Source organism: Acidobacteriota bacterium (assembly GCA_016716905.1).
Lineage (GTDB): Bacteria > Acidobacteriota > Vicinamibacteria > Vicinamibacterales > SCN-69-37 > SYFT01.
This window is the reverse complement of the sequence record JADJUS010000004.1, coordinates 223420-241781: the sequence shown is the minus strand read 5'-3', so window position 1 is coordinate 241781 and position 18362 is coordinate 223420. Positions and strand designations below refer to the sequence as shown.

At 64.7% G+C, this 18362-nt stretch carries 15 protein-coding genes and 1 pseudogene; 5 read left to right on the top strand and 11 right to left on the bottom strand.

Annotation, left to right across the window (positions count from 1 at the left end; all coding sequences use genetic code 11):
* Positions 1-12 precede the first annotated feature (12 nt).
* Positions 13-351 carry an STAS domain-containing protein gene (locus IPL75_04975; protein MBK9239612.1) on the top strand — a complete coding sequence of 113 codons (339 nt, stop codon included), beginning with the start codon at positions 13-15 and terminating at the stop codon, positions 349-351.
* A 292-nt stretch (positions 352-643) separates the two neighbouring features.
* Here IPL75_04975 and IPL75_04970 read toward each other — a convergent pair.
* The 4 genes and pseudogenes from IPL75_04970 to IPL75_04955 all read right to left on the bottom strand — a co-directional run bounded on the left by IPL75_04970 (position 644) and on the right by IPL75_04955 (position 4470).
* Positions 644-2998 (bottom strand): annotated as a pseudogene (locus IPL75_04970) (DPP IV N-terminal domain-containing protein).
* A gap of 121 nt (positions 2999-3119) precedes the next feature.
* Positions 3120-3554, bottom strand: a complete 435-nt coding sequence (locus IPL75_04965) for a hypothetical protein (GenBank protein ID MBK9239611.1) — start codon at positions 3552-3554, stop codon at positions 3120-3122.
* A 29-nt stretch (positions 3555-3583) separates the two neighbouring features.
* Positions 3584-4003: a hypothetical protein gene (locus IPL75_04960; GenBank protein ID MBK9239610.1), complete on the bottom strand. Its 420-nt coding sequence runs from the start codon at positions 4001-4003 to the stop codon at positions 3584-3586.
* A gap of 20 nt (positions 4004-4023) precedes the next feature.
* Positions 4024-4470 carry a hypothetical protein gene (locus tag IPL75_04955; GenBank protein MBK9239609.1) on the bottom strand — a complete coding sequence of 149 codons (447 nt, stop codon included), beginning with the start codon at positions 4468-4470 and terminating at the stop codon, positions 4024-4026.
* A gap of 133 nt (positions 4471-4603) precedes the next feature.
* Between IPL75_04955 and IPL75_04950 the strand changes: the two genes are divergently transcribed.
* The 3 genes from IPL75_04950 to IPL75_04940 are packed head-to-tail and all read left to right on the top strand — an operon-like array spanning position 4604 to position 8944.
* Complete coding sequence (locus IPL75_04950) at positions 4604-7057, top strand: ABC transporter permease (GenBank protein MBK9239608.1); 2454 nt, start codon at positions 4604-4606, stop codon at positions 7055-7057.
* A gap of 10 nt (positions 7058-7067) precedes the next feature.
* Positions 7068-7976 (top strand): VWA domain-containing protein, encoded by a 909-nt coding sequence (locus IPL75_04945; protein ID MBK9239607.1) that lies wholly within the window; start codon positions 7068-7070, stop codon positions 7974-7976.
* On the top strand, positions 7973-8944 hold the full coding sequence (locus IPL75_04940) for a VWA domain-containing protein (GenBank protein MBK9239606.1): 972 nt from the start codon (positions 7973-7975) through the stop codon (positions 8942-8944). Before IPL75_04945 ends, IPL75_04940 begins: the two co-directional genes overlap by 4 nt.
* Before the next feature lie 138 nt (positions 8945-9082).
* Here the strand turns inward: IPL75_04940 and IPL75_04935 are convergent, their stop codons facing one another.
* From IPL75_04935 to IPL75_04905, 7 genes are all read right to left on the bottom strand, one after another.
* Positions 9083-11143: a S9 family peptidase gene (locus IPL75_04935; GenBank protein MBK9239605.1), complete on the bottom strand. Its 2061-nt coding sequence runs from the start codon at positions 11141-11143 to the stop codon at positions 9083-9085.
* 114 nt (positions 11144-11257) lie between these two features.
* Positions 11258-13168 (bottom strand): 1,4-alpha-glucan branching protein GlgB, encoded by a 1911-nt coding sequence (gene glgB, locus IPL75_04930; GenBank protein MBK9239604.1) that lies wholly within the window; start codon positions 13166-13168, stop codon positions 11258-11260.
* Positions 13165-13752, bottom strand: a complete 588-nt coding sequence (locus IPL75_04925) for a hypothetical protein (protein ID MBK9239603.1) — start codon at positions 13750-13752, stop codon at positions 13165-13167. The genes glgB and IPL75_04925 overlap by 4 nt, the downstream gene beginning before the upstream one ends.
* 5 nt (positions 13753-13757) lie before the next feature.
* A complete protein-coding gene (locus tag IPL75_04920; GenBank protein ID MBK9239602.1) occupies positions 13758-14912 on the bottom strand; it encodes a phosphatidylserine/phosphatidylglycerophosphate/cardiolipin synthase family protein in 1155 nt (384 codons plus the stop codon).
* A 14-nt stretch (positions 14913-14926) separates the two neighbouring features.
* On the bottom strand, positions 14927-15664 hold the full coding sequence (locus tag IPL75_04915; GenBank protein ID MBK9239601.1) for an SDR family oxidoreductase: 738 nt from the start codon (positions 15662-15664) through the stop codon (positions 14927-14929).
* Positions 15661-16020, bottom strand: a complete 360-nt coding sequence (gene folB / locus IPL75_04910; protein MBK9239600.1) for a dihydroneopterin aldolase — start codon at positions 16018-16020, stop codon at positions 15661-15663. Before folB ends, IPL75_04915 begins: the two co-directional genes overlap by 4 nt.
* A 9-nt stretch (positions 16021-16029) precedes the next feature.
* Entirely contained in the window at positions 16030-17268 is a 1239-nt protein-coding gene (locus IPL75_04905) for an FAD-dependent oxidoreductase (protein ID MBK9239599.1), read from the bottom strand.
* Between the two features lie 68 nt (positions 17269-17336).
* Between IPL75_04905 and IPL75_04900 the strand changes: the two genes are divergently transcribed.
* Positions 17337-18191, top strand: coding sequence for a hypothetical protein (locus tag IPL75_04900; GenBank protein ID MBK9239598.1), 855 nt, complete (start codon positions 17337-17339; stop codon positions 18189-18191).
* The last annotated feature ends 171 nt before the right edge of the window (positions 18192-18362 follow it).

The following is an 18362-nucleotide window of genomic DNA, read 5'->3' as shown; positions in this document are numbered from 1 at the left end:
GTGGAAGCGTCCATGACAATCGTGGAGCAACGCGTCGCTGATGTGACGATCCTCCGGCTCAAGGGCCGGCTCGAACTCGATGAAGGCGACGTCATGCTGCGGGATCATGTCAACCGCCTGGTGGCCGAAGGCCGGGTGCAGCTGCTGATTGACATGAAAGACGTGACCCGCATGGACAGCGCCGGCATCGGCATGCTCGCCGGCAAGTTCATGACGGTCAAAAGGCGCGGCGGTGCCATGCACCTGCTGAACCTGACGGCCCGCACCGGCCGCCTGATGCACATCACCAAGCTCGAGACGATCTTCGAGATCTTTCACGACGAAGACGAAGCGCTGCGCAGCTTCGGGTAGTGCTGGATCCGTCGCCGCTGTGATGGGCAGAGCGATCACCATGAAGAACATGAAGCTCCATGAAGGCGCGGCGTGAAGTGCCGCCTTCGGCGGCACACAGGAGTGGAGGGAAGGCACAAACGAACACAGCCGAGAGCAAAACGACCGCTGCGTTCGTTTGCGCCTTCCCTCCACTCCTGCGGCCCCGGCGTAGCCGGGCCCTTCACGCCGCGCTTTCTGACAGCCCCTTGAGATCATGCATGTCTTCATGGACCTTCATGGAGCTTCATGGTGAAAATCGCACTGACGCGCTCTAGCGGCCTCCCGCGCGGGGATAATCGATGTCCGGGAAAAAGGGGGCGCGCTCGAGCTCGAAGTAGTCGATTTCATCCTCGTGCGCATCGCCGTTGCCCGGCGCCGGCAGGTCCGTGATGTTCCAGTTTGGCGGATCGATCCCGAGCAGGTGCTTCACAAACCAGTCGTTGCGCTTGCGCGTGCTGAACGCGCCGCCCGCGCCGTGATTGGCCCCCGGCACCACCACGAGCTCAAACGTCTTGTTCGCCCGTATCAACGCATTCGCCACCTGCATCGTCGACGCGGGATCCACGTTTGTGTCCATCTCGGGCACCAGCAACATGAGCCGGCCCTTCAGGTTCTGCGCGTTGTCAACGTTGGACGAAGCGCCATAGTGCGAGGCGATGGGCCAGCCCATCCACTGCTCGTTCCACCAGATCTTGTCCATGCGGTTGTCGTGACAGCCCGAGTTGGAATACGCCACGTGGTAGAACTCAGGATGGAACAGCACCGCACCGGCGGCATTCTGCCCACCGGCGGACGTGCCATAGATGCCCACGCGCGTGAGGTCGTAGTTGGCCGGATACTTCGCGGCCACGGCCTTGTGCCACAGGATGCGGTCCGGGAACCCCGCGTCACCGAGATTTCGCCAGGCCATGTCGTGGAAGGCCTTTGATCGGTTCGACGTGCCCATGCCGTCCACCTGGATCACAATGAACCCGAGTTCGGCGATGGCGTTCATGCCGGCCTGAGTGCTGAAGGTCTTGGGGACAAAGGACCCCTGGGGCCCTGCATAGATGTTCTCGATCACCGGGTACTTGCGTGACGGATCAAAGTTGGTTGGGCGGATGATGATGCCCCAGATGTCAGTCACACCATCGCGAGCCTTCGCGGTGAACACCTCCGGATACCGCCAGCCGGTGGCGAGCAGGGCCGACGCGTCGCCCTTTTCCAATTCCATGACTACGGACTGATCACTCGTGCGCCTGAGCACGGACTGCTGCGGCAAATCGACCCGCTGCCACGAGTCCACGTAGAACTGCTTGTCGGCCGAGAACGTCACCGTGTGGTTGCCGTCGGCGTCAGTCAGCGGCGTCAGACTTGTGCCATCGAAGTTCACGCGGTAGTGGTGAATGAGATAGGGATCCTTGCCCGCCTGCATGCCGCTGGCCGTAAACCAGATCTGGCGCGCTGCCGCGTCCACGGTGGTGACGCCACGAACCACCCACTCGCCCTTCGTAATCTGGTTCTTCACCTGACCAGTCACGCCGTCGTAGAGGTAGAGGTGGTTCCATCCATCTCGCTCCGAGGCCCAGATGATTTCCTTGCCGTCGCCCACGTCCTCGCGGAACCGTTTGCCGGAGCATCGACGAAGGTCTTTGGCGCCTCTTCGATGATGGTGCGCGCGCGGCCTGTGGACGCGTCGATTTCAACCACGCGGTAGATCTGATGTCCACGCTGGTTGTATTTCAAAGGTCACCGCACGACTGTCGGCGCGCCATTCGAGGCGTGAGTTTGCGTACGGATTGGGAAAGAGTTGCAGGTCGCCTGACATCTGCTGCCGGGTCTCGACGTTGAACACCACGGGGTGATCGAAATCAACAACGTCACCCGGCTTTCGGTAGAACATCGTCGAGTGTTTGGGCTGCACCTGATCGGCAGGCGACGACTCGACGTAGTGCACGAGTCGTTCGTAGCCGGGCCGCCGACGAAACACCGCGATCTTCTTTCCATCAGGCGACCACCGCAGTGAATTGAACGTGTACGCGTTGCCCTCGGACCCGTCGGTGCTGAGCATGAAGCCAGCCTGCGCCGGGTTGCCCGCCTGACCCTGGCCCTGACCTTGCCCGCCGGGCGCGGCCATGGGCCGGACAAAGATGTTGAAGTTCTGAATCAGCGCCTGCCACTTGCCGTCGGGTGAATTGCGCACGGCCTCGGCTTGCGCGCCGGCCGCGCCGCCGGCCCGGCCACCTCCACCGCCGCCGCCCGCACCCTGCGCGGCCTGTGGGGCCGCCGCGGCTGCCGTACGCGTGCAGGTGTAGTCGGTCAGCGTGCAGCGCCATGCCGGCACTGGCGGTACGGCAGCGCCCCCACCTTGCCGCCCGCCGCCACCACCGCCGCCTGCGCGACCAGCGCCGCCGCCGATCGAAAACTCAATCGCCTGCATGCCATTGGCAAACGTGAATGTGGTGAACGGCAACGTCACGGCCGTAGTCTGGAGCACGTTGACGACCAGCCCGTCGGTGCGCCGTCCAAAGCTGGCAGACCGTTCGTAGGCCGCCGCTATATCCTGCCCCTGCGCTTGTGTACTAAACGACCACTGCGCGACCACGGCGAACGTGACGGCTACAGGGAATACGAATCTGAGTTTCATGCGCCTTCTCCCGGGCGCAGTTTCTCACGTTCGAGGGTGGTTTTCGTAGCGCGCGCGGGTTTTCAAGCGCGCGGGCGTTCCGCGGCCTTGAGACCCAGGCCGCGCTACGTTCAGGAGGCGACTAGATGGGGTAGATCAGATTGATCGAGAAGGCGACGACCGCGGTGAGCGTGCCGGGGTCGTAGATCTGCACGCAGTACTTGCCGGTGTCGACGGCGAGTTCGAGTTGCGCGGTGGTGCCCGCCACGGCTTCAACCGATCGGCTCAGCACGCACCCGGACCCGTCGGCCAGCGGAATACCGACGCCGAGGCCCACTTTCAGCGTGGAGGAGCCGCCGACGGCCAGCAGCGTCACGCTGACGTTGCCGGCGCGCGTGACGTCGAACGAACGCGTGGAGGATCCGCCCAGCGCGAGGTTGCTGGCGAACGTGACCGAGGCGGTGGTCGGGTCGGGCGTTGGCGTGGTTGGCGTGTCTTCGTCGCAGCCGGCCAGCGTCAGCGAGGAAGCCAGGACAACGACGGCCAAGGTGGTCTTGAAGAAGGATGCAGCTCTCATGGCGGTGTGTGGTCTCACTCTCACAGCGGTCAGGGATGCCTGATCCGCATGGCGAAGTTTACGGCAGCCGTCAGGGTTCCGGTGTCGAACACCGCAGCGCAATACGTCCCCGGATTCAGGGTTACCGTCATCTGGGCGGCCAGGCCAGGCACGGTGCTCTGGGAAATGGTGCGGGCGCAACCGGTGCCGCTGGGCACGCCGATGCCGATCCCCAGCGGGGTCGAAAGCGCGGCGCCACCGGGTGTCTGGACCGCGGCCAGCGTCAGGCCCACGGGGCCGGCCTGGCTCACCGCGAATGAGTAGAAGCCGCTGCCCTTCGCCTCAAGCGTGCCGGCGAACGTCAGGGTCGTAAATTCGAGGGGTGTGATCGTGCTGTCGGCTTCTGTCGGCGCCGTCGTACTGCTGCAGGCCGAGGCGGTCACAGAAAGGGCCACGAGGGCTGCCCCCACACGGATAATTTGAAACATCTTCATTTTGGACGCGCGATGTTGAGCGAGAACGTGGCGTCCTTGGTCAGGTTGCCCGAGTCGAAGATGACGGCGCAGTGCACACCGGGGTTGGTGGTGCCGGTCAGTTGAAGGGCGCCCGTGGCCGCCACCGCAAGCACATTGGTCGCCACACACGCGGTGCCGCGCGGGATGCCGATGCCGATGGTGACGAGCACGTCCGAGTCGACACCGGCCTCTTTGAGGCTCAGCAGGCTCAGATACGTGGTGCCGCCTTCCACGACCGTAAACGAGTAAAACGCCACGCCTTCCACCTTGAGCGTGCCGCTGAAGTTCTCAACCGAGATCGCCGCATTCGGCAGGCTGGTCTGGTTGGATGACGGGCCTAACGGCGAGCACCCTGCGGAAGACAGGCCGGCCAGCATCCCTGCCACCACCACTAATGAAGTTGAACAAAACACACGTGTCACAAGAGTTTCCCTATGAATGCTGTCAACCGCCCCCCCGGAAGTCAAGCCACGACAGGCACTCAGGGGCTTTGGACGCCGGAGTCCGGCGCTTGGGCGGGCCCCCGGAGGTGTTACGATCCCGCCTCACTCCACCATGTCGCTGCTGAAATCCGCCATCAGGTCGTTCGGCTCGTCCCGGGCGGTGGCCGCCGTGGCCGTGCTCTCACTGGCGCTGGGCATCGGCGCCAACACCGCCATCTTCAGCGTGGTGCATGCCCTGCTCCTCAAGCCCCTTCCGTACGCGAACGCCGACCGGTTGGTCATCCTCTGGAACCGGTCCCCCGGCCTCAACATTACGGAAGACTGGTTTTCCACCGCCCAGTACTTCGACATCAAGACCCGGCATCGCGGTTTCGAACAGCTCGCCATCGCCATCGGGGCCAATGCAAACCTGACCGGTGACAGCGAGCCCGAGCGTGTGGGCACCATCCGCGTCTCGTCGAATCTGTTGCCCATGCTGGGCGCGGGCGCGCTCCACGGTCAGCTTTTCGGCCCGCAACACGACACCCCCGGGCAGCCCCCAACTGCCGTGCTGAGCCACGGATTGTGGAGCCGGCGGTACGGCGCGGACCCGGCTGTGGTGGGACGCACGATCCTGGTCAACGGCCAACCCGTGACGGTGGCCGGCGTGCTGATGCGCGGGTTCTCTCTGCCGCGGGAAGTGCTGCCCACGCTGGGCGTGGTGGCCGATGGCGACCTCTACCTGCCCCTTCCGATGGCCGCCGACGCGGCCTCCATTCGCACGAGGGAGGACTACAACATCATGGGCACGCTGGCGCCGGGCGTGACCGCCCAGGCGGCCCAGATTGAGATGGACACCATCACAGCCAGCCTCCGCCAGACGTATCCGGACGTGTATCCACCCAACGGCGGGCTGACGTTCAGCGTGGTGCCGCTCGACGAACAAGTGGTGGGCGATGCGCGCTCGACGCTCTGGCTGCTGGCGGGCGCCGTGGGCTGCGTGTTGCTCATTGCCTGCGCCAACGTCGCCAACCTGCTGCTCTCGCGCGCGCTGGATCGCCGCAAGGAGATGGCCGTGCGCACGGCCCTCGGAGCCACTCGCGCGCAGATTGCGCGGCAACTGATGACAGAGGGCCTGCTGCTCTCTCTCGCAGGTGGCGTGCTCGGCATCGTGCTGGCGGAACTGGGGATTCGCTGGATTCAGGAACTGCAGCCGCAGAACGTGCCGCGTCTGGGCGACATCGGAATCAATGGCACCGTCCTGCTCTTCACGCTCGTCGTCTCGATGGCCGCAGGGCTGCTCTTCGGCCTCGCGCCCGTCCTGGGCCTGCAGCGGCTCGACGTCCAGGGAGTGCTGCGCGACGGTGTTCGCGGATCAGGCGCCCACACTCTCTGGGGCCGTGGCCATCACCTGCGGCGCCTCCTGGTCATCGGCGAAGTCGCGCTCGCGGTACTCGTGCTCATCGGTGCTGGACTCCTCGTACGCAGCTACGCGCGCCTGCAACAGGTCTCGCCCGGATTTTCCGCCGCCGGTGTGCTCACACTTGAGCTGACGCTCACGGGACCGCGCTATCCCAACGCCGAAGCGATTCGCGAGGCGTATCGCAAACTGTGGGAGCAACTCGACACCATCCCAGGAGTGACGGCCTCCGGCGGCGTGACCGCGCTGCCCATGAGCAACTTCTTTGCCTGGGGCCCGATCACCATTGAAGGCCGCGTGCCTCCGTCTGGCGAAGTCTTCATCAACGCCGACATGCGCACGGTGGCCGGCCGCTACTTCGAAGCGATGAAGATTCCGCTCCATCGCGGTCGTCTCTTCACGGCGACCGACACGCCGGATCAGCCGCGCGCCGTCATCATCGACGCGCGCCTCGCCCGCGATCTCTTCCCCGACACCGATCCCATCGGCAAACGCCTCAAGTTCGGCGACGCCGCCTCCACCTCCCCCTGGGAAACCATCGTCGGCGTCGTCGGCACGGTGAAGCAGTACGCGCTCGATGCTGACTCGCGCATCGCGCTGTATCGGCCGCTCACACAGACCGGCGCGCGGTCGCTCTTTGTGGTGGCGCACACCGATGCCGACCCGAGCGCCCTCATGACGCAAGCCACACAGGTGGTTCGCTCGCTTGACCCTGCTGTGCCGGTGTACCGGATGCAGACGATGGAGCAGCGGATGGAAGCGTCGCTGGCGCGGCGGCGGTTCGCGATGGTGCTGCTGTCGTTGTTCGCCGGCGTGGCCGTGGTGCTGGCCAGTATCGGCATCGGCGGCGTGATGGCGTATCTGGTGGCGCAGGGCACGCGCGAACTGGGCATCCGGCTGGCGCTGGGCGCCACGCCTTCGACACTCGTCACGCTGGTGCTGCGCCAGGCGTTGACGATCACGGCCATTGGCGTGGGCGTGGGACTGATGGCCGCGTGGTGGCTGACCGGCACGGTGCGCCACATGTTGTTCGACATCGATGCCACGGACCCCGTGACGTTTGCCTTGATGGCCGTGCTGCCCCTGGTGGTGGCCGCACTCGCGAGTGCATGGCCCGCGCGCCGCGCCTCGCGCGTGGACCCGCTCGTGTCGCTGCGTCACGACTAGCAGGCTGCCAGTGCGAGCCATCCTTCGCTCGCTGGTTGTGTTCGCCGCCGCGGCGCCGATGCTGGGTGCTGCACAACAAGCCCCGACATTCCGCGCCGGTACACAAACGGTGCCGATTTATGCCACCGTGCAGGATCGCAACGGGCGCCTGGTGCCTGACCTGACGCGCGAAGATTTCGAGGTGTTCGACTCCGGCAAGCCCGTTCCCATCACCGTCTTCTCCAACGAGATACAGCCGATCACGGTTGTGGTGCTGCTCGACATGAGCGGCAGCATGGCGAACCGGCTGCTGCGGGTGCGAGAGGGCGCCCTGCACTTTATTCGCGCCCTGCGTCCGGAGGATCGCGCACGTATCGGAACGTTCGGCGAGGAGATTGCGATCAGCCCGTGGCTCACCAATGACAAAGGTCGACTGGAGCGGATCCTGGGCGAGGAGCTCTGGCCTGGCGGCTCCACGCCGCTGTGGGGCGGCCTCAATGAAGCGGTGCGATCGCTCGAGTCCGAAACAGGCCGGCGCGTGGTGCTGACGCTGACTGACGGCGTCGCCGCCGGCAGCCTGCCTGGCTTTGACGTCGGACGCCAGGAAGTGGAGCGCAGGACACTCGCCGGCGGCTTCATGATCTATGCCATCGGACTAGCCGGCGGCAACAAAACTCCAGCCACTGTGCTGACTTCTTCCCTGGACGGGCAGATGGTGCAGCTGGTGGCCCGCACGGGAGGCGGACACTTCGAGTTGGCGAATGACGATGACCTGGAGACCACATTTGGCCGGGTGGCAGAAGAGCTGCGGCGGCAATACCTGATCGGCATCGTGCAAGGCTCGAGCGATGGAAAAACGCGATCGATCGAAGTGGTGACGCGCAATCGCGACCTCAACGTCCGGGCCAGGCGGAGTTATGTGGCTGGGGCCGCGCGATGATTCGCGTGCTGGCGACGATGGCGGCAATCGCGGGAGCCCTCTTCGTCCAGGGTCCAGAGTCCAGGGTCCAGCGTTCAGAGTCCAGGGTCCATATCGAGGCGGTGGTCGAACGGATCGGCGATTCGTTTGTGGGTGGGAAGTTTGTGAGTGGATTGGCATTTGTGGGTGGATTGACCCGCGACGACTTCATCGTGACCGTTGACGACCGCGAAGTCCCGATCGAGGCATGCGTGGTTGACGACAGCCCCATCACCGTAGTCGTGATGATCGACATCACGGCAAGCACGATGTGGCCGGGGGTGTCGAGGGGCGGGGATGTTGAGAGGGCGTTGAACGACGAGCTGCTGGCGCAGTTCAGGAATGAAGATCGCGTTCGTTTTGCCTCGTTCGCCCGACGAGTAGTCATGGCGAACGCCTTTACGACCAACCGGCGCCTCGCGCGTCAGGGCCTGGTTGAAGCCATCGCTCCGCGCGAGAACGAACGCACCGGACCGTCGCCGATCTGGGACGCGCTTGATGCTGCGTTGACTGTGCTGGAACCCGAGCCGGGCCGCCGGGCGGTCATCCTCATCACCGACGGCAAGTCCACCGGGAACCACAAGAACCTCAGCGAGGTTGCTGACCGTGCCATCGCCCTCGGCATTCCGATTTCGACGGTCAGCGTGGGTGGCCCGATGCTTCTTTCGCAGACGTCAGATCAGATAGCGCTCGTCAGGCCAGGTCTGGCCCTGGAACGGCTATCCGTCACCACCGGTGGCCTGGCCGTCGAGATGCGGAAGGCGCCGCCGACTCCCGGCCAGCCAAGCCCGCTGACAGCAAGTGTGATCGCCCTCCAACAGGCCTACCGCATTTCAATCGCCACTGTCCCCGCCGACGGGCGATTTCATACCGTGTCGATCCGAACGCGCGACGCCAGCTACCAGGTCCGCGCTCGCGCGGCGTTTCTGGTTGCCCAATCGCGGCCTTGAGACCCAGGCCGCGCTACGAAATTCTAAATGCCTTCGTAGGGCGCGCTGGGTCTCAAGCGCGCCGAACACCGCGGCCTTGAGGACCCGCCTCCGCGCTTCGCGCTATGGCGAGGCAAGCCCAGGCCGCGCTACGAAATTCTAGGAACCCTGGACTCTGGACCCTGAACCCAGGACCGCCTCCAGGAACGCCCACACGTCCGCCTTCTCGGCGATGACTTTTGCGGTGGGCTTCCCGGCGCCGTGGCCTGCCTTGACGTCGATGCGCGTGAGGATGGGCGCGGGGCCTGCCTGCGCGGCCTGGAGCGTGGCCGTGAACTTGTGACTATGCGCCGGCGCCACGCGGTCGTCGTGGTCCGCGGTGATGACAAGCGTGGCCGGGTAGTGCGTGCCGGGCTTGATGTTGTGCAGTGGCGAATACTTCAGCAACACCGCACGGTCTTCGGGCTCATCGGGATTGCCGTAGTCAGAGGTCCACGCCCAGCCGATCGTGAACTTGTGAAACCGCAGCATGTCGAGCACGCCGACGGCCGGCACGGCCGCACCAAACAGGTCGGGGCGCTGCGTCATACACGCGCCCACGAGCAGGCCGCCGTTGCTGCCGCCGCCAATCGCCAGCCGGGCTGATGTCGTGTAACCGTTCGAGATCAGGTACTCAGCCGCAGCGATGAAGTCGTCGAACACGTTCTGCTTGTTCTTGAGACGGCCGGCATCATGCCAGGCCTTGCCGTACTCCCCGCCCCCGCGCAGGTTGGCCTGCGCGAACACGCCGCCGCGCTCCATCCACGCGACGATCGACGCGGAGAACGCCGGCGTCAGTGAGATGTCGAAGCCGCCATAGCCGTACAGGTACGTCCGGTGGCTCCCGTCGAGGACCAGCCCCCGCTTGTGCACGATGAACATCGGAATACGCGTGCCGTCCTTCGACGGATAAAACACCTGCGTCGTCTCGAACGCGCTCGGATCGAAATCAACCTTCGGCTCGTGCCACACGCTCGTCTCCCCGGTAGAGACGATGTGGCGGAAGACCGTGCCGGGGTACGTGAACGACGAGAACGAAAAGAACACATCGGGCTGGTGACGACGCCCGGTCATCGAGACAATGGCGCCCTTCACAGGCAGCGGGACCTCTCTTTGTGGTGCGCCATCAAGTGCGTGCACCACGATGCGCTCGTGCGCGTCGGTGCGCCACACCGCCACCCAGGCATCTCCGACGCGGATGACCGACGCGAGCACGTCGGTGCCTGGCGCTTCTGCGATCACCGTGGTCCACGCCGACGGATCCACGTGGCCAGTTCGAATCGCGACCAGCCGCCCGCGCGGCGCATTGTGATCGGTCAGGACATAAAACACGTCCGCATCATTGGCGACCACCTGGTACGACGCATCAAAGCGATCCAGGAACGGGACAACCGGGGCGTCAGTCGCCTGCGCCACGGAGCCCGACAGGTCCTGCAGAAGAATCCGGCTCTCGCGATTCGTCCCCTGGCTCTGCGTAATCACCAACCACCGCCCATCGTCGGTCACGTCGGCCGCAAAGAGCCAGTCGGGGTGGGCAGGAGCAGCAAAAACCACGCGATCCGATTCGACCCCGGGACTCCGGGCCCCCAGGACCCCGATCCTGTGAAAGTACAGCGTGTGACCAGTGTTCACCGTGGTGAAGAGGTTGCCGTCGGCTGGTGGCTCGTAGCCGGCGTAGTAGAAGCCGCTGCCGTCGTGGGCCCACGAAGCAGTGGAAAATTTCGACCACGGCACTTCGTCTGCAAGGTCCACGCCGGTGGCGATGTCCCGAATGCGCCACGTCATCCAGTCGGACCCGCTCGCCGACAACGCATACGCCAACCACCGCCCATCGTCAGACACGCTGGTGGCGGCGAGCGCGATGGTGCCGTCGGGTGAGAGCAGGTTCGGATCGAGCAGCACCTCGGCCGGTCCGTCGAGCGTGCGCGTTTTGTAGAGCACCGCCTGCGGCTGCAGGCCGTCGTTTTTCGAGAAAATATACCAGTCGCCGTATCGTTCCGGCGGGCCACAGCGCTCGTAGTTCCAGAGCGCAGTCAGCCGGGCGCGTATTACATCTCGAGCGGGGATCGACGAAAGAAACGCCTCGGAGCGCCGGTTCTGTTCCGCAACCCATGCGATGGTGTCCGGACTATCTGGGTCTTCTAACCAGCGGAACGGATCAACACTCTCCAAATTCGGCACTCTCCAATTTCCGCAGTTCGTAACGCGCGCTGAACCTCAAGCGCGCGAGATACCGCGGCCTTGAGAACCAGGCCGCGCTACGTACGGTTTCCCAGTTCCCCAGTTCCCCAGTTCCTAACTTCCCAAGTTCCTAAGTTTCAGAATGAGTGCCCCCATAGGCGGAAGCGTCAGCACGAGTGACTGCTGATGTCCGTGTCGGGGCACATCCTCTGTCTGGCGGCCGCCTTCGTTGCCGACGTTGCTGCCACCGTACACCTCCGCGTCGCTGTTCAGCAGTTCTTCGTAGAAGCCGGCCTCGGGTACGCCGATGCGGTAGTCGTGTCTGACGATGGGAGTCCAGTTGAGCACCGCCACCACCCAGTCGGTGGGATCGGTCGCGCGCCTGATGAGCGAGATCACACTCGCTTCGTGGTCGTTGCAGTCGATCCACTCGAATCCGGCTTCGGCGAAGTCCACCTGATAGAGCGAGGGTTCCGCGAGATAGCGATGATTGAGATCGGTGACGAAACGCTGGAGCCCAGAGTGCACCGGACCGGCGAGCAGGTGCCAGTCGAGCGATCGCTCGTGGCTCCATTCGTGCCATTGGCCAAACTCCGAGCCCATGAACATCAGCTTCTTGCCCGGGTGCACATACATGAACGCAAAGAGCGTCCGCAGCGTGGCGGCGCGCTGCCACTCGTCGCCCGGAATGCGCGTCATGAGCGAGCCCTTGCCGTGCACGACCTCGTCGTGTGAGAACGGCAGGACAAAGTTCTCGTTCCACGCGTACAACATCGAGAACGTCAGATGCTGATGTTCCCACCGGCGGAACACCGGATCTTTGCTCACGTAGGTCAGGATGTCGTTCATCCAGCCCATGTTCCACTTGTAGGTGAAGCCCAGCCCGCCCACCCAGGTGGGACGGCTCACGGCGGGAAACGCGGTGGACTCCTCGGCGATGATCGCGGTGCCCGGATGTTGTTCGTGCGTGATCGTATTCAACTCGCGGAAGAAGTCGATGGCGTCCAGGTTCTCGCGACCGCCGTGGCGATTGGGAATCCACTGGCCGGCGTCGCGTGAGTAGTCCAGGTACAGCATCGATGCCACGGCGTCCACGCGCAGGCCATCCACATGGAACGACTCAAGCCAGTAGAGCGCGTTGGTCAGCAGGAAGTTGCGAATTTCATGGCGGCCGTAGTTGAAGATCAGCGTGCCCCAGTCCTGGTGCTCGCCCTGCCGCGGGTCTTCGTGTTCGTAGAGCGCGCTGCCGTCGAATCGCGCCAGCCCGTGCGCATCCTTGGGAAAGTGGCCGGGCACCCAGTCGAGAATCACGCCGATGCCGTTCAGGTGACACGTGTCCACGAACGCGCGGAAGTCATCGGGAGATCCGAAGCGGCTGGTGGGAGCGAAGTAGCCGGTGACCTGATAGCCCCACGACGGCTCATACGGATGTTCCATCACCGGCATCAGCTCGATGTGCGTGAAGCCGAGCTGCTTCACGTACGGAATCAGCTCGTTGCTGAGTTCCTTCCAGTTCAGCGATCGGTTGCCCTCCTCGGGCTTCCGCCGCCATGACCCTGGGTGCACTTCGTAAATCGACATCGGCGCATCAAGGGCCACGCCGCGCAGGGTGCGCGCGTCCATCCACGAGTGGTCGTGCCATTCGTGGCGGCCCAGCGTGGAGGTCACCGATGCCGTGCGAGGCGGATGCTCCGCCGCCAACGCAAATGGATCGGCCTTCGTGAACGACGGTCCACCCAGCGCCGACTGCAATTCGAATTTGTAGGGCTCGCCTTCAGCCACGCCGGGGATAAAGGTCTCCCACAGGCCGCTCACGCCGAGGTTGCGCATCGGATGCGCGCTGGCGTCCCATCCATTGAAGTTGCCGACGACGGATACGCGGCTGGCGGTGGGTGCCCAGACCGCAAACGTATAGCCGGCCTTGTCTTCCACCACCGCAGGCCTGGCGCCCAGCTTCTCCCAGGCGCGCAGCCACGTGCCCTCGCCAAACAGGTAGGCTTCGTAGTCAGTGACAACCCGGTTCATTCTGTAAGTGTAGTCCTGCCCGATCGCAGAACGTGCGGCCACATCAACTCAAGCAACGACGCCGGATTGCGCTCGGTTTCTGCGAACCCGGTGGCCGCCTCATAGCGGCTGACCACGGCCAGCGCTGCTTCCAGCGTGGGTTTGTCGGTGGCCTCAAACTCCACACATCGCACCACCCGGTCTCCGGCCGTGGCGGTGTAGTGCACCACCTCGCAATCGGCGAAATGCCACACCTCGAGGTCCTTCCACAACGCCCCCTGCCACACGATGCCCTGGGCGCCGACAAAGGCGTCCACCTGCGCATCCTGGTCGCCGGCTTTGAGGCCGAGGTTGATTTCGTCGCGTACCTCCGCGTCAGCGGCGACGGACTTGATCGTCAGCTCATGCAGTTCGCGGTCGAACCTATGGCGGATCACGAAGCCGCGGTCCCGCCCAGACTCGGTGATGAAATAGCGATCCCGTGCGCGGAGCGTCACATGCCGGACGGGCCCGAGCGCCGTGAGCGCTTGCCGAAAACCCGCCAGGTCGAAGTGGTCGCCCACCACGAACTTATGTTCCACTTCCTTGAATCGCAGTCCGGTCATCGCTGTTACATCCACCGCTTGAACCGGCCGTAGCGCGCCACGCGCCGCCACACCCACGCCGGCCATTGGTCCATCACCCCGGGCGTTACCTGCTCGTTGTCCGGATCCCGCCGCAGTCCGTCGAAGATCGCTCGAGCCGGCGCCACTACCCGCTCGTCTCGGCTCGCCAGCATCGCCTCAGCCAACCGATCGTGAGCCGCATCCTCGAAATTGTAGCTGCCGCACGCCACCCACTCGTCGTCTACCAGGACGATCTTGGAATGTTCGCCGTGCCGGTTTTCATAGATGTGGACGCCGGCCGAAAACAGATCGCGGTAGCGGACGGCCGCCGCGATCCAGGCCAGATCGGTCGCCGGCAGCGCGTCGCGATGGGAATGGTGCACCTCGACGTGTACGCCACGACGCGCGGCACGCAACACTGCAGCCATGAGCGACTCAGTGGGCTTGAAGTAAAAACTGGTCATGCGGAGTGACCGCTGCGACGCGTCCACCATCTCGATCATGCGGTCGGTGAGCGCGTTCGGCCCACGCCAACCCAACGCGCCCGTTGGACCCTGATGCAGGTTGGGGTTGCAGAACCAGTAGTCGAGGGTGATGTCTCCGGGTTCGGTCGCCGCTATCGCCTGCAGCTGGGCCACGTGTTGCGGTGACACAACGCCGCCGATCAGTGCGCAGCTCTCAAGCAGTACGGGCACGACGGCTCCGCGCACGGCCATCGCGTATTCGTTCCAGCCGTCAAACGACGACTTGGTGACATTGCCGCTGCTGAGGATGGCTTCGCCGGCTTCCGACACCTGAATCTTCACGTGATGCCCGCCGGCCAGTCGCCGTTGCACAAATCGCGGCGGCCGATACATCGTCACCACCGCACCGGCGGCGCGCAACGCGGCAAGTGCCGCAGACAGCGCGGCGCGGTCGGCGCGAGTCATCAACACACCGCCCAGTCGCTGGCCGAAACCGTCAATGATCAGCTGCACGCGCACGCCGCGCCGTTGCGCCTCAAGCAGCGCATCCAGCATCTCGCGCCCGTAGGCGTCGTACTCGATGTAGAACAGCGACAGGTAGAGGAACTCCCGCGCCTGCCGCACCATGTCCATGCGCCGCTGCCACTCCGCCTGCCGGTCCCACAGCGGCACGAACGACGAGGTTGTAGTTCGCATGCCGACGGCTGTCGTTACAGTCGGTATCCGCCGGCGACGTCGATGTTCGCGCCGGTGACATAGGTGGCGTCGAGTAAGTACTCCACCGCCTGGCTGATGTCCTGGACCGTGCCGGCGCGGCCGAGCGGCACTTCCAGGCCGATCAGGTCGGGCGGCGGCAGATCGATTGAGTTGTCGAGTTGGCCCGGCGAGACCATGTTCACGCGAATCTGGCGGGTGGCGTAGCCGGACGCGAGCGCACGCGTCAGCACCAGCAGGCCCGTCTTGCTGACGTAGTAATCGGCGCCGCGCCGGTTGGCGCGAATTCCCTCCAGGCCCGCCATGCCGATGCTGATGATCTGTCCGCCATTCGGCATGAGGGTGATGGCGTGAAAGCAGCAGTAGTACGCGCCCGACAGGTTGGTGGCGAGTGTGGCGTCCCATACCGCCGGATCCAGCAGCGTGACGTCCTGCGGGTTGTAGTTCCCGACGTTGTTGATCAGCAAGTCGACGCGGCCTTCGTGCTCGGCAATGTTGTCGAACGCCTCGTGCACCTGCGCCGCCACGCCGATGTCCGCCTGAAGCGCCCTTGCCGTGCCGCCGCCTTCGCCAATCTCGGCCGCCAATGCCTCCGCATCATCCGCCGACGCGCGGTAGATGACTACAACGCGGTAACCCCGAGCAGCCAGGGTCGCGCACAAATGACGACCCAGCCGCCGGGCACCGCCGGTCACAACGGCGACTGGCGCCCCGTCGGTGCGCGGCTTCCTCACGCACGCCTCCGCGTGACACGCACAAACGAACTGGCGGCCGCGGGCACAGCGGCGGGCTTCCGGATCTCCAGTCGCACTTCCTGTACGACAGGGACGCGTTCAAGCACCATCGCCGCCGTCGCTTCTGCCATCGCCTCAAGAAGTTGGAAACGGCGGGTCTGAATCAACTCGGTGACCGACGACGCGACGCCGTCGTAGTCCACGGCGTCAGAGATGACATCAGACTCCGCCGCCGGGCCGAAGTCGTAGTCGAGTTCGATATCCAGGAACAGCGTCTGGGCCTTGTCGCGCTCGTGCGGATAGATGCCGACGATGGCGTCGACGCGGAGATTGTGGAGGCCGGTGGTGCCGATCATCTGCAGGCCTCAGTACCGATCTGCGCGGAAGGGTTCGGGGTCGAAGCGAGGCGTCTCGCCAGACATCAACTGCGCGAGCAGCAGACCTGTACCCGTGGCGGTCTTGAGCCCGGTCATCTGGTGGCCCGTGGCCAGCCACACCTCACCGCCACCACGCGCGCGACCGATGAGCGGCATCCCGTCGGGTGTGCAGGGCCGCAGTCCGCGCCAGGTTTCGCGCACTACTGGCGAATCGCCCAGGTTGAGCATCGCCTTCGCGCCGCGCAGGATCACATCCACGCGACGGGCATTGATCGAAAAATCGTTTCGAACCAACTCAAGGGTGCCGGCAATGCGCAGCGCATCAGCGTGCGGATTGACGGCCACTTTGCGTTCGATGAGATAGATCGACCGCGTGGGATGCGGATTGGCGCGCGGCAGAAGCAGCGAGTATCCCTTTGCGCCCAGCACCGGCAAGCGCACACCCAGCATCGAACCGAGTTGCTCTGACCACGGCCCCGTGGCCACCACAAGGCGGTCTGCCTTCACCTCACCCCGAGTGGTCTTCAACATCCGCGGACCTGAGCCGCTACCGGAGATACCGAAGACTTCAGCGCCCTCGACAAACGTCACGCCCGCGGCCCTGGCTTCTGCCGCAAGCGTCGTCACCGCTCGATACGGTTCGCAATGCGCATCGTCGGGATAGAAGTAACCGCCTACCTGTTTGCCCACGACGGCGGGCTCGCGTTCGCGGACTTCATCCGAGGTCCAGCGCTCCGCTCGAATGCCTCGGCTCGCGACAAAGTCCACTGACGATCGGGCGGCCTCAAACGATTCGGCTTTTTCGTACACGGCCAGCAGGCCATGACGCTCGAAGCCAAACGAGCCGGGCGCGCGCTTCGCCACTTCCTCCCAGAGGTCCACGCTCACGCGGCACAATTCGACGAGTGCCTCGGTGCCACGCTCATTCTGGCCTTTCGCGCCGACATCAAGAACCCGGCCAGCCATCGCAGGTATGAGGGATCCAGGGCGCGGCTGGATGTAGAGCGGGCTCTCCGGATTGAACATCCACTGCATCGCCTTGGGCAGCATCGCTGGATTCGGCAGGGGCGAGGCCAGCGACGGCGTGAGCCAGCCGGCGTTGCCATACGAGCACCCGTGCCCGATGCGATCGCGCTCGAGCACTGTGACCTTCGCGCCCCGCTGGGCCAACTCCCGGGCGCACGCCACGCCCACCACTCCACCGCCGATCACGACGACGTCCGGCATATCCCTTCATCGTGCCTCAATCACGCTGCGGACGCCAAATGACCGGAGGGCGCGTAAAATCGAAGGTGATGACCCGGGTCGCAGCGGTTCTGTCGCTGGTTCTGCTGGCCGCGCCGGCTGCCGCGCAGTCGCGGGTGGAGCTGTTCGGTTCGTTTGCAGTCCCGGCCAAGGTCGTGACGGGCACATTTACCTCTGACTACGAGCCGCTGCTCATCAACGGAGGCACTGCCACAGGCCGGGCTGGCCAGACCCTGCAACTGGCGGGCGGTAGACCAAAGGGATTTGTGGCCGGCGTGAACTGGGTGCCTGGCCGGCGCCTGGGCGTCCAACTGTTTGGGAGCCGGGTATCGCACGCGATCGGGGGCGTCAATACGCCCAATCAGGTGCGACTGACCTATCTGACGCGCCAACCTCCGGACTACATCGAACGTGAGTTCACCTATCAGCGGTCATTCGATTGGCCGGACACGGAGGGCACCCTCACGCTGTGGCGCCTTGGCGCCAACGGGCTACTGAGACTCGGCGGCGAACGCGTGGACCTGACGCTGACCGGCGGACTATTGTTTTCACATCTCAGTGGACATTTCGACAAGGCCTCCTACGTGGAGTTCCGGATGGGCGGCCACTCAACGCTCTTTTATGAGGAAGCGCTGGCGCGCTTGCGGTTTTCAGACGAGTGGCGCGCCGGCTACAACGCCGGAGTGGACGTCGCGATCGCGATGGGACGGCACGTGGCGCTGACGACCGGCGTCCGATGGCTCTCGTCGCCTGCCAGGACCTCGGTCGTCGCGGAGATCCTCAACGCGGATCAGCAGATCTTCGAGGTGCCGCTCACCCGCGTGCAGGAGCACATTGCGACGCAGCCAGCGGTATTCAGTCAGACGGGCGCGCTGGTGTTCACCATTGGCCTGCGCGTGCGTTAGAGCGCATTCGACACGGGTGCAGCCGAGTTGTGATACACTCAGCGTGCGCGGTGAGGGATCGACCTGATGGACCGCGCCCCGGTGGGTATACCGCCGCTAGTAAGGACCACGAAGTCGACTCTGGCCCCACGACCGTATGCGTCGTTGGGCCGTTTTTGTTTTTGGAGCCTG